This is a genomic window from Promicromonospora kroppenstedtii DSM 19349 (assembly GCF_000515355.1).
GTDB lineage: Bacteria > Actinomycetota > Actinomycetes > Actinomycetales > Cellulomonadaceae > Promicromonospora > Promicromonospora kroppenstedtii.
On the sequence record NZ_KI911695.1, the window covers coordinates 23,525 to 36,322 of the forward strand.

Sequence of the window (12,798 nt, forward strand, 5' to 3'; positions counted from 1 at the left end):
CCACGGCCGGCGGTCTGCTCCTCCGCGACCAGGGCCGACGGCGCGGGCCACGCGGCCGGGGCGGCGCGGACGGCCGCGACCAGCTCGGCGTTGGTGGAGGGCGACGTCTCGACCACCTCGACCCGGGCGAACCCGGGGACGGTCAGGCGGTCGAGGGACAGGGAGGGACGCACCTCTTCATCCTCTCCCCTGGGCCGTGCGCCCGCCGTTGGAGGAAACCCACAAGTCGGCGACGCGACCCGCTGGGGTCTCCCGCATCGAGCAAGAGGCATCCGACAACTACGCTCGGACTTGTGAACGACTCCACCACCACCCTCGCCGGTACGCGCGCCAAGCTGGACGACCTCGACGCCCGCCGGGCGGCCGCCATCGACACGCCAGAGGAGACGGCCAAGGAGAAGCAGCACAAGCGCGGCAAGAAGACCGCCCGCGAGCGCATCGAGGCGCTCCTGGACGAGGGCAGCTTCACCGAGCTGGACGCGCTGGCCAAGCACCGCAGCCGCAACTTCGGCCTGGACAAGAAGCGGATCGCCGGCGACGGCGTCGTGACCGGGTACGGCACGATCGACGGCCGCCAGGTCTGCGTCTACTCGCAGGACTTCACGGTGTTCGGCGGCAGCCTCGGTGAGGTGCACGGCCAGAAGATCACCAAGGTGCAGGACCTCGCGCTGCGCACCGGCGTGCCGCTGATCGGCATCAGCGACGGCGGTGGCGCGCGCATCCAGGAGGGTGTCGCGGCCCTGACGCAGTTCGCGGAGATGTTCCGCCGCAACGTGGCGGCGTCGGGCGTGATCCCGCAGATCTCCCTGATCCTCGGCCCGAGCGCGGGCGGCGCGGTCTACTCCCCCGCCCTGACCGACTTCATCGTGATGGCCGACCAGACGTCGAACATGTTCATCACCGGCCCGGACGTGATCCGCACGGTGACGGGCGAGGACGTCGACTTCGAGACCCTGGGCGGCGCCCGGACGCACAACTCGAAGTCGGGCGTGGCGCACTACATGGGCAGCGACGAGGACGACGCGCTCGACTACGTGCGCCACCTGGTGAGCTACCTGCCGCAGAACAACCTCTCGGACGCGCCGTCGTTCCCGCCCGAGGACGAGACCGTCCTGGAGGTCACGCCCGAGGACGAGGCTCTCGACGCGCTGATCCCGGACAGCGACAACCAGCCGTACGACATGCGCGAGGCCGTCGAGGCGGTGCTGGACCCGGAGTCGTTCCTGGAGGTCCAGCCGATGTTCGCGACCAACGTGCTGATCGGGTTCGGGCACGTGGAGGGGCAGTCGGTCGGCATCATCGCCAACCAGCCGCAGTCCATGGCGGGCACGCTCGACATCGACGCCGCCGAGAAGGCAGCGCGGTTCGTGCGCACCTGCGACGCGTTCAACATCCCCGTGCTGACGTTCGTGGACGTGCCGGGCTTCCTTCCCGGCGTGGGCCAGGAGCACCAGGGCATCATCCGCCGCGGCGCCAAGCTGATCTACGCGTACGCCGAGGCCACGGTGCCGCTGGTCACGATCATCACCCGCAAGGCGTACGGCGGCGCGTACATCGTCATGGGCTCCAAGCAGCTCGGCGCCGACGTCAACCTGGCGTGGCCGACGGCGCAGATCGCCGTCATGGGCGCGAGCGGTGCGGTGAACATCCTTCAGCGTGGCGCGCTGAAGACGGTGCAGGAGGCGGGCGGCGACGTCGAGGCCGAGCGCGCGCGGCTGACCGCCGAGTACGAGGACGCCATCGTCAACCCGTGGGACGCCGCCGAGCGCGGCTACGTGGACGCGGTCATCCGCCCGTCCGAGACCCGGGTGCAGGTCGTGCGCGCCCTGCGCGCGCTGCGTACCAAGCGATCTACGCTTCCTCCGAAGAAGCACGGCAACATCCCGCTGTGAGCAGCGGGAAGATCCGGAGGGGAACCAGATGAGCCACGAAGACGCCACCCACGGCCCGGCGCCGATGGGCCGCGTCGACACGGAGCCGATGCACCGCGCCGTCGATGCCCTGGCGGCAGCGCTGCACGACTACGTGGGGACCGCCGTGGGCGTGCGCGCCGAGTTCGGCGCCGCCGAGGCCGACGAGGACCCGCGCGTGCTGGCCCTCGAGTCGAAGGTGGGGCACCTGAACGCCGCCCTGTTCGACACGCTGCACGGCGCGCTGGGCATGCACCCGGACCTCACATCGTCCGTGTGGGAGCCGGAGCACGAGGGCGAGGAGGACGAGATCCTCGAGTCCGAGACGCCCGAGGAGGGCGAGTCATTCTACCTGGGCTTCGTGGTCGGCGCGCGAGGCGGTGACGCCTCCCTGGACGGCGTGATCGACCTGCTCGACGCCGCCGGTGAGTCCGTGGCCACGCAGCTCACCGAGGGCGGTTACGACATCGCCGAGTGGGCCGCCTCGCGCGGCGAGGCCCCCGGCTTCGGCTTCTACGAGGAGGACGACGAGTGAGCCCCGAGGTGCGCGTCGTCCGCGGCGAGCCCGACGACGTCGAGGTGGCGGCGCTGGTCGCGGGCCTCGCGGCCGTCGCCGCCGCGGGGACGGAGCCCGAGGACGCGGCGCCGCTGGAGGAGTGGACCAACCGGTCGCGGGTGCTGCGCGGGAACGGGGCGGCGACCGCCAAGAACTTCGGTGGGCGGGCCGGGCGGCACAACGCGGACTCGTGGCGGTGGAGTCTGCGGTCCTGACCGCCGGTCAGGTCACCAGGGGTGCTGGTCCTGCGACGCCCCGTCCTGCCACCGCCACGGCCGGCGTTCGGACTCGCCGTCCTTGCTGCCCGGATCCCCGAGGTTGGCCTCACTCTCTCGCCGCCTGACGCGCCGGACGTGCGTGAAGCCCTTGTCGCCCCGCATGCGGGGCGGCGCAGAGTACTGGCAAGAGCCATGGGTGCGGCCACGTCGAGCTGATCCTCGCCCTGCAGGGACGAGAGCACCGAGAGCTCGACGATCAGGAGCACACCAAGCGTCACGGCGACGGGCAGCGCACGGACATGGGCTCAAGACCGCTCGAGATCGCCACGGCCCACGCCGTGACTCCCCCGATCGGACAAGATCGGCGCTCGCTCCGGGCTCCCCCAGAGCAGGTAACACTGCCATGCGCCGAACACGGCGAACCCCATGCCCGCTGCCACCAGCCAGATGAGCCATCCTGTCCAGCCACCGTGGCCGAGAAGAAAAAGCATCAGATTCAGTATTCCCGACGGCAGCTGACCGAATTCTTAAGGTTGCCTGTCCTCATCTCAGCGATAACTGATCACACGGCCGCTCTTGGCCGCCAGGACTTTACGGTTGGAGCAACCTTCTCTGGTGCAGATATGAAGCATCATGCCCAGAACAGCAACATCCCTGACCTGCATCTAGTCCACTTAACCGAGGCCGACTGGCCGATTACAGTTCAATCGCGCGTAAACAATCCTTTGTCCGCTCGCATATGTGGCGGCACCAGAAACTTTGGCATATTAAACAGGGCAACGAGGCCCATCAGCACCAACGAAACTGCGACGCCAACCAAGCCGACAGCACTGACGATCGACTGCACGCCTCCTGCAAATAATGGAGAACTGGCCGTCAAGCACACGAATCCCATCATCAGCACACCCGGGAGAAATGCCCTCGCCAGCGAACGCGCCAAACGCTCGTTCCCTAGCCCCAAGCGCATCTGGAGAATACTGTCCGACATGCGCTCCGCGACCATCGGCTTCCGCCACAATTCGACAGCACTCCACACGAGCACGGTGAAGGTAATGCCGAAAATCATGAGGAATGCCGGGTACGCACTAGAAACCATTGACCCAGAACTAGAGTAGTGCATGCTAATCCCACCGACGACTATCGACGTGTTTGTGGCCCATATTTGACAGCCAAAGGGTGGTTCCCGCTGCGGCAAGGACCGGCGTGACCGCAATGAGAGCACCAAGGACTCCACCCACAACGTTCCCGGCCCCAGGCACTATAGTTCCGATCGCCATCCCCGTGAGCGCACCCGCGGCCATGCCCGCGAGAATCGCACCGCCGTCCACTGCGAGGTACGCCCCCGTCTTTCCGGTGAGTCCGCCACCCTGTTGCACGTCAGCGGCGACCGTGAGGCCTACACCAACATACGGCACGTAGCGACCCACGCCGGCAAACTGGGGTAGATACCCGCCACCTGACATTTGAACACCTGCGGCCCCTCCAGGACGAGCAGCGTACGCACTGACAGCAGAATCTGCGGAGTCCATCGCTGTCATGGTCAAGTCGGCCGTGTTCGCGAATGTGCTGGCTTTGAGGTTGAGGGGTTCTGGGACGATTGGCTTGAGCGCCGGACCGCTACCCTTCGCGGCAGTCTTGCCACCCCCACCCGAGTAGTACCCGCCGCGGTAGCTCGTCGAAGGCGCGCGCTCCGGCACGTACGTTCCAGGCTGCCCGGCTTTCGGCGCGCTGCGCGCGACGCCACGTCCAGATTTGACACTGCGGTCCTTCGGCAGAGCCTCCTGGATCGGCGGCTTATAACCACCCGATGATCCATCATGCGCGTACGGCTTCTCACCGGTCGGATCAGACAGAGTGACCGGCATGTTGTTCGCGTAGGAGTACGCGTTCCACTGCTGCGGATCCGACAAATCCATCACCGGATCCACGCTGATGAATCTACCGAGCACCGGGTCGTACATTCGAGCACCGATGGCAGTCAGCCCAGAGGCGTCCTCCGGCTTGTCGAGATACCCGCGGTCTCCGACCCAGGCGGGATTGGTCCCGTCCAGCCTTCCATCAGCATCAGCGTCGCCCACGACCGACCCACGCGTGGCCCCGAACGGATCCGTGTACTCACGGGTGATCGCGTTCGTCGTCTGGTTCACCTGCAGCATCGGCGTCCCGTGATGATCCGGGATCATCGTCGTCTGGCCCGCCGCGCCCACCGACGCACGCGTTGTGATGGTCTTGCCGTTGAACGTGTAGTAGCGGTTCGCAGTCGAGGCCCTGCCGTCGGCATAAGCCGTGAGCTCGATGCCACCCGGCAGGTACAGGGTCGAGGCCCCGTCCTGCGACCGGACCAGGCGCTCCCCGTCAGCCGAGTACAGGTACTTGTCCGTCTCGTTGGCATCAGCGGCGTCACCGTCACCGTTGCCGTCCTGCGCCACCGAGGTCAGCTCACCCTCGGCGTCCCACGCGAGGGTCTGCGCGCTCTGGCCGGCCAGGTTGCGGCCGGTCATGTTGCCCGTGGCGTCGTAGGTGAACGACGAGGTACCGGTCGTGACGCCGCTCGCGTTCTTCGTCGTCACGCCGGTGACCGCGTGCGGCTTGGTTCCCGCCGCGCCGCCCGCCGCCGGGTAGGCGTACGTGCTGGTCTGGTCGCCACCGTTGGCCGTCGTCGCGTGCTGCATCACGCTCTTCCGGTTCCCCACCGCGTCGTAGGTGTACGACGTCCAGTACGGGTCCGCACCGCCCAGCCCTGCGACCGTTCGGTTCGACGTCGCGCAGTCCCCGTTGCTCGGGGTCCATGCGTTCGTCAGCCGGCGCAGACCGTCGTAGTCGAAGCACTGCCGGTCGGCAGTCGCCCCCGTGGCAGTCGGGTTGTTCTTGATGCCGAGCACGTTGCCCGCATCGTCGTAGGTGTAGCGGGCCACGACGTCGTCCCCACCGGCGCCCTCCCGGGTCACCGACTGCTCGGTGAGCCGCCGGGTGTTGACGTCATAGGTCCAGCGCGCACCGACCGAGAAGTTGCCGCCGATGTCCGCGAAGAGCAGGTCGCCGTACTCCGAGTACTCGGACTCGTTCACGTAGGAGCCCTGCGCGCCGCCGATCATCTGGACCGGCTGGTTCGCCGAGTCGTAGGTGGTCGTGACCGTCTCACCGTTGATCCCACCTGCCCGCGGCAGGTAGGTGGTCTTGGGCAGACCGGTCGCGGTGTAGGTGTACTCGATCGTGTACGAACCCGTCAGCCCAGCAGGGAGCGTGGAGTTCGTCGGCACCGTGACCGTCTGCCCCGACGGGCGGTAGTGGTGGTCGTAGCCCGTCACCGAGGTGGTGAGGGCCACGCCGCCGGAGTGCCGCGTGCTCGAGGTCAACGCACCCTTCGCGAGGGTGTCGTACGCCCAGGAGGAGCGCAGCGCGCCCGTCACGGTGTCGTCCCGGGTCTCGGTCTTCCGACCCAGGGCGTCGTAGACGTTGAACAGCTTCTCGTTGCGCGCGTCGGTCGTCGTGATGACCTGGCCCGCGTCGTCGTACGTCGTGGACGACGTGCCCTTGTCCGGGTCGGACGCCGTGAGCTGCCGGCCGCGCAGGTCGTAGGTGTACGACCAGTTGTTGGTCGCCGGATCGGTGACCTTCGTGAGGCGGTCCGCGAGGTCGTAGGTGTACTTGGTCACCTGCGACGTCCCCGACGGGCTCGCACCGAGGTACTGGTGCAGCTCGACGACGTTCCCGCGAGCGTCGGTGATCTCCATCGACGGAGTGCCACCGGTCGGCGGGTCCACCAGGGTGCGGTCACCCCGGTAGGACGTCGTGGTGCGCCAGCGCTCGTCGGCACCGGACCGCTCGATGGCGGCGGTGGGCCGGCCTGCCCCGTCGAACTGGGTCACCGTGGACGACGGGACGACGAACTTGAAGTCATCGTCGTCGTCGCCTGCCCCGGTGGTCGGGAAGACGACCGTGGTGCCCGGCGTACCCGTCACGAACCACCGGTCGTACGTGATGTGCGCCAGACCGCGGGTGTCGTAGAGCGTGTCGGTCACCACGCGACCGGGGTTGTCCCGGTCCGCCGACGGCGACTGGGTCTGCCGGTCGCGCAGCAGGCCGTCCAGGATCGTCGTCGAGGTCAGGTAGGCGCTGGCGTCGTGGTTCAGGGTCTTGGTGGTCACCGCGTTGATACCCGTGTCGCGCACGGTGTACGCGAAGGTGGTGTTCGCGGTGTCGGTACCCTGCACGCGCCCAGGCTCCCACACCGAGACCAGCCGGCCCAGCCCGTCGTACTTGCCGCTGGTCACGTTCCCGTTCGGGTCGGTGACCTTGGTCGGCACGCCGAAGGCAGGGTCGAGGTCCGTGACCGTGACGTGCTGGGTCAGGGAGCCCGACCCGTCCGGATCAGGCGACTTGACGGTGGTGCGGGTCTGCAGCCCGCCGGTCTCCGTGTACTCGGTCGTAGTCACGCGGCCCAGCGCGTCCGTGCTGGTCAGCGGCCGGCCGAAGGCGTCGTAGGTGGTCCGCTCGACGTTCACGTACGACGGGCTGCCGGAGCTGTACGCCTTGACCTCCTGGGTCGTGGTGACCAGGCCACGGGTCGGGGCGGCGCCGACCGCGCCGCCGTCGTACGCGTAGCGATTGTCGGCGACCACGTCCGTTGCGACGACACCCGTCTCCGGGCACGACTCCCCGACCGTGGTGTGGGCGCGCTGCACGGTCTCGAGGATGTTCTTGTCCGTGTTGCGCACGTAGGTGGTCCGCGTGCAGGTCTCGTCACCGGTCTTCGCGGTGTCGCCGCGCTCGATGACCTTCTCCGGTAGACCGTAGGCGTCGAACTCCGTGTCCGTGACGACCGTCCGCGTGCCGGCCGTGAGGTCGGGAGCCGTGGTGATCGTCTCGGACTTCTGGATGCCGGTGTGATACGCGGACTTCCCGCGTGCGTCTGTCGCCGTAGCGCCCGAACGCCACGGGGTGGAGAGGTCCCGCTCGACGACGGCGGTGCCGTTGTAGGTGGTCGTCTCCCGTTCCATGCCCGCGTACTGGTCCAGGTCGTTGATGCCGTCCACCTGGATGTCCCGCGTACCGCCGTCGGCGTTCAACCGGTCGCCATGCATGCCACGGAAGTAGCTGGTGCGGGTCCGCAGCTGGGGATGATCGGAGATGCCGGTCTCGCCGACGCGGGTCTCGACTGCGCCGTACCCACGCCACTGACCCCAGGTCCGCAGCTTGGGCCGCACGAGCTCGTTGTCGTCGTAGTGCCAGGCCGGCGCACCCTCGTAGGTGTAGTAGGTCTCGACGTTCCGCGAACCGGCGATGCGTGCGTTCTCGAGGGTCGCGGTCACGACGTACTTGTGGAAGTACTCCAGCACCTCGGTCTCGCTGCCGGCCGGGGTCCAGTTCACCGGCATGCACAACCGGGTGTTCGACCAGGGGCTGGCCGGCTTGCTGGACGCCGTGCAGTCGGGTGCCGAGTAGGTGACGTTCGTCGTGCCGCCCGACTCGGCCAGGATCTGGGTCAGCCGGAACCGGTGCATCGACGGACGGCCGTCGAGCTGGGTGTCGACGCGGTTCGGCGCACCCGACCCGGTGAAGGACACGAACGGCAGGTCGATCACGTCGTCGGCCGACGCGTCGGCGGCGAGGCCGTCGTGGTCGATCGACTCCAGCCAGAGCTGCTTGCCCGTCTCACCGCCGGGGTCGGGGAACGTGTGCTTCAGGTTCCACTTGTCGACGGTCATCCAGGCGCCGGCGGTGTAGATCTGCGCGCTCACCGCCGTGACCCGCTTGCGGGAGAAGAAGGACGGCGTGTACTGGTTCGCGCACTCGGTCGCGTCTACCGAGCACATCAGGTCCTCCGGCACGTCCGGCCATCTCTCCGGGTTGTCCTTGATCTTCGCCGCGGCGCAGTCGAAGTCACTGGTCACGAGGCAGCGCTCGGACTTGACGAACTCGACCCGCGCCGGCGACGTGGCGGTCTCGCCGCCCTGCCTGGTGCCGTAGAGCACACGGGTCAGCGTGCCGCCCGAGACGTAGTCCACCGGCGCCGCGGCGCCGTCGTCGGGCTCGTAGGAGTTCCACTCCCGCTCGTACAGGTACGTCATCGTGTTCCCGGACGTGTCCAGCACGTACTCCAGGTTCCAGCGCCACGCCTGGTTGCACCCTGCCGACGCGAACGACGCGTTGTAGCAGGGCTCGCCCGGGTGGTTGCCGAAGATGCGGACCGGCCACGTGGAGTAGGTCTGCATGCCGTCCGAGGCGCCGATCCGGTCGCGGCCGAAGAAGTACTGCGTGCCGTCGGACGTGGTGACCTTCCACCACTCCTTGTCGTTGTCACCGTTCCACCCCGGGGTGGACGTGTTGGTCCCGCGGAAGCGCTCGACCTTGGTGTTGTCGTCGCCGGCGAGCCGGAACGTGTCCGTGCTGCCGTCCTTGATCAGCTCGCCGGCCTTGCCGCCCAGCACGAGCGAGGCGTTGTCCGACTTCCAGCAGAGGTCACCCGTCCTGTGGCTCGCGTTGTTCGCGCTGCCGGAGGTGTCCTCGTCGCAGGGCACGTAGGAGCGCTCGATGTAGCCGCCGGTCGACAGCGACCAGCCGTCACCGATCTCCCCGGCCTGGGAGTTGGTGGAGGCCACCTTGCCGTCCAGGCTGCCGGAGTCGTAGTTCAGCGAGACCTCGGGTGCCAGGCCGCCGGGCACGGGCGGGGTGCGCATCGGGTAGGACCACGTGAAGGCGCCCGTGTTGCCGGTCACGTCCCACGTGGCCGAGGGATCGAGCGGCGTGGCGGACCAGTCGCCCTGGTCGCCCGACGTGTCCGCCATCAGGGCGAGGACCATTGGCTCGCTGTCGGCGACCTGACGCCCGGCCGCGTCCGTCGTCGTCGGTGTCGCCGTCGGCAGCTCGATCCGAGCGCTGACGAGGTCGCCCGACGACGCGTCGAGCGCCTCGGGCAGCTCGCTCGCCTCGTCGCAGGCGTCCGCGCCCGGCGTGGTCAGCACGCACGCGGGCAGCTGGACCAGGCGGGCACGCGAGATCCAGTCGGGTGAGAAGCCCAGCTCGCTCGTGTCCACGGCCAGGTCCACCACGGACGACCGGCCTCGGGAACCGGCGTCCTCGGCCGTGTCGCCCGTGACGGTCAGCAGGACGCCGGTGATGCCCGCACGCTCGGCCGCCGCCTCGTTCAGGGTCCGCACCCGCAACGAGGCGGGCGCACCCTGCCCGGCATCGGCGTCCGCACGGTGAGCACCGGGCGGCTCAGGCAGAGTGATGGCGACCGGAAGACCTCCGGCCTCGCCCCGCACCGCCTTGTCCGCCCGGGGCGTGAGGGTCACCTGCCCGGGCTCGGTGGGAGCCGCGGGCGCGTCGCTGTCGTCGCCGGAGTCCGTCGTGGGAGCCCCCTCGACGATCGCCGGCGGCTCCCCGGCGGGCATCGCCTTCCGCTCGTACGCGGGCAACGGCTCGTCGCCCTTGACCGCGTCCTTGCCCCAGAGATCCTCACCGTGGGCCACCCGCTCTTCGAGCGTCCACGACTCACGCTCGGCGAGGGATGTCAGGACGGCGGCCGCCGCGGGGCCGGCCGTGGTCGAGAAGATGACGCCGACGACGGCGATGCCCGCGATGACGGTGGTCAGTCGGCGCATGCCTCGACGAGGCCCGCCGCTCCTGGATCCGGACGGACGGTTGCTGGTCATGATCGTCACCCCTGCGCCTCTCCATCACCCTCGCCAGGCGGGATGTCGCCCGGGTTGCCGACCACCGTGTCGTCGCCGTCGCCGTCCTCCGGCTCGGCGCCGCCGGTCATGTCTCCACCGCAGATCTGCGTGAGCTGCCCGTTGCCCAGCGGTGCGTTGTACAACCTGACCTCGTCGATCGCCCCGACGAAGTTGTACGTGGGAGAGCTGTTGTACTGCGAGCGCCCGACCTGCACCGGGCCACCGGACGACCAGGACTTGCCCGTGTACTCAGTGGTCCCGTAGTCCGGGTCGACCACCGGGATGCCGGTGCCTTCGGGATCGCGCCCGTCCGGATCGACCGGCACCGGGCACACCGAGAGGCTCATCTCGCTGGTGGTGGCATTGAAGACGCCCGCCAGATGCACCCACTCCCCGGCTACCACCGGACGGGTCGAGTGGGCGCGCAGGTTGAGGGAGCTGCCGCCGTCCTCGTCGTAGGTCCAGAAGGCCCAGCAGGCGGCCGGCTTGACGCCGGAAGCGTCGGCCGGGCAGTAAGGGCTCGCGAGCTTGCCGAGGTTGAACCCGACGTACGTGTCGGCGAACTGCGACACCGCGACCTTGTTCACGCTGCCGGCCTCATCGGTACGGACGAACGCGGAGACGGTGAACCCTGCCTTGAAGGCGTCCGCACCGGTACGGCCCGTGCACGCGGCCGCCTTCGATCCGGCATCCTCGGTCTTGCCGTCGGGGGTCCCGGCGGGCCCGGTGGTGTCGGACGAGCAGCCGAACGCGTTGACCACCGGCCCCGCCGTGAAGGCAGTGTCCGTTGCCGTTCCGTCGAAGACGAGCGCCTGGTCACCGGGGCGCGCCTCGTTCAGGGCGAACGGCCCCGGTGTGCGGCCCACGCCTCCGGCGACGCGCAGCGTGTGCGCCAGCGCCCCGGCGTCCGGGGTGTTCATGTCCGTCGAGCCGCTGATCGAGGAGAACTGGTCCATGTGCCAGTACGCCGCCGTCGTCGGGAAGTCGACGGTGAACCGGTACGTCCGCGTGCTGGAGGCCCGGCTGGACGCGTCCACCGCTTGCACGTGCAGCACGTGCGAACCTGGCCGGTTCATCGGCAACGGGCCCAGCGTCACCGGTCCACCCGGGGACGACGGCGCCTTCGACGAGCCGAGACCCTCCGAGTCCAGGGAGTACTTGTAGGTCACGACGTCGGTGGACGGCGAGTCGACCGTGAACGTGGCGCTCACGCCGACGCCACCGGAGATCTCACCCTCCGGGTACTGCGTCGAGGAGACGGTCGGCGAGCCGGGGTTGGACAGGTCCACCTTGAAGTAGCAGCTCGGGGGGTACTCCCAGGTGATGGTTCGGTCACCGACCCCGTCCAGCACGTCCTGCACCGCCATCTGCCACCTGAACGTTCCACCCCCGGACAGGGCCGACGCCGGGATCGACCGCTCGAATCCGGCCGGCGGCTTCTGCGTGGCCGACCAGTCGTCCGTGTAGTAGACCGCCGAACCGCTCGAGTTCAGCACGCGGAACTTCACGCGCACCTGGGTCGAGTCAGGGTCCCGGGCGACACCGCGCATCACGATCCCTGACGTGCTCGGGAAGGACGGTGCCCCCGTCGCCGAGGTGACGCAGGCCTCAGCGGGCTGGTTCCCGTACAGCAGCGTCATCTCGCTGGCCTTGGGCACGAGCGGCGCCTGGTTGTAGATGATCTCCAGGCGCGGGTTCTCGTACCGCTTCCACGTGTACACGTCGGTGGTCGAGTTGCCCTTGAGCCCGAGCGTGATCCGCGCGGAGTTGTTGTCCGCGGCCCACTTCGCGACGGTGCCGACGTTCCAGGCGATGTCCCGGGCGTTGTTGCACGACGGCTTGTGGTGGAGGTTCGACTCGGCGACCTTCGACTGCCACTTCCCCGACGTCGTGAAGTTGCTCCACGTCGTCGAGCTGGAGATCGCCGCGGTGCGGTAGAGCTCGGTGATCCGTGAGGAGCACGCGTAGGAGTGGCTGCCGAAGACGGTGAACGTGGCCTCACGGATGTCGCTGCCCTTGAGGCTCGCGATCGTGGTCAGCCCCGACCACTGGAAGGCCGAGCGCACGTTGTTCGTCGTCGGGCAGCCGATCGTCGCCGTGCACGTACCGATCGGAAAGCTCGTCGCGTCGTTGTAGTGCACGCTCGTCGCATACGCCGACTGGATGACGGCCTTGCCGCCGGGCTTCTTCGTCCCGGTGGTCGGGTCGATGTGGATCACGCCGTCCATCGCGGCCAGCGCGTCGGCGTCGAGCGAGATCGCCACGCCCACGTCCGCCCCGGCCGGTGACTCGGCACCCGTGCGGAGCTCGGCCCCCAGCGGCTCGATGGTGTCGCCCGCGACCGGCGCGGTCGAGCGGCGCGCGTCCACCTGCTCCTCGTCGATGACCTCGCCGTCGGGCGCGACGACCTGGCCAGTCTCGGCCGCAGCGGCCCG

At 68.8% G+C, this 12,798-nt stretch carries 6 protein-coding genes; 3 read left to right on the forward strand and 3 right to left on the reverse strand.

Features of this window, described 5'->3' with window-relative positions:
- Positions 1-293 precede the first annotated feature (293 nt).
- Genes PROKR_RS35320 through PROKR_RS17860 form a run of 3 tightly spaced genes read left to right on the forward strand, consistent with a single transcriptional unit; the run spans position 294 to position 2,681 of the window.
- Positions 294-1,892 carry an acyl-CoA carboxylase subunit beta gene (locus PROKR_RS35320; RefSeq protein ID WP_036965285.1) on the forward strand — a complete coding sequence of 533 codons (1,599 nt, stop codon included), beginning with the start codon at positions 294-296 and terminating at the stop codon, positions 1,890-1,892.
- 28 nt (positions 1,893-1,920) lie between these two features.
- Positions 1,921-2,445: a hypothetical protein gene (locus PROKR_RS17855; RefSeq protein ID WP_020013330.1), complete on the forward strand. Its 525-nt coding sequence runs from the start codon at positions 1,921-1,923 to the stop codon at positions 2,443-2,445.
- Positions 2,442-2,681, forward strand: a complete 240-nt coding sequence (locus PROKR_RS17860; RefSeq protein ID WP_036965288.1) for an acyl-CoA carboxylase epsilon subunit — start codon at positions 2,442-2,444, stop codon at positions 2,679-2,681. Before PROKR_RS17855 ends, PROKR_RS17860 begins: the two co-directional genes overlap by 4 nt.
- A gap of 706 nt (positions 2,682-3,387) precedes the next feature.
- On the opposite strand, the gene PROKR_RS17865 is transcribed toward PROKR_RS17860, so the two are convergent.
- The 3 genes from PROKR_RS17865 to PROKR_RS17875 all read right to left on the reverse strand — a co-directional run.
- Positions 3,388-3,780, reverse strand: coding sequence for a hypothetical protein (locus PROKR_RS17865; RefSeq protein ID WP_211240170.1), 393 nt, complete (start codon positions 3,778-3,780; stop codon positions 3,388-3,390).
- A 25-nt stretch (positions 3,781-3,805) separates the two neighbouring features.
- Positions 3,806-10,291: an RHS repeat-associated core domain-containing protein gene (locus PROKR_RS17870; RefSeq protein ID WP_051433109.1), complete on the reverse strand. Its 6,486-nt coding sequence runs from the start codon at positions 10,289-10,291 to the stop codon at positions 3,806-3,808.
- Positions 10,292-10,347: 56 nt separating this feature from the next.
- Positions 10,348-12,798: LamG domain-containing protein (locus PROKR_RS17875; protein ID WP_036965292.1), on the reverse strand; the 2,451-nt coding region annotated here is incomplete at its 5' end.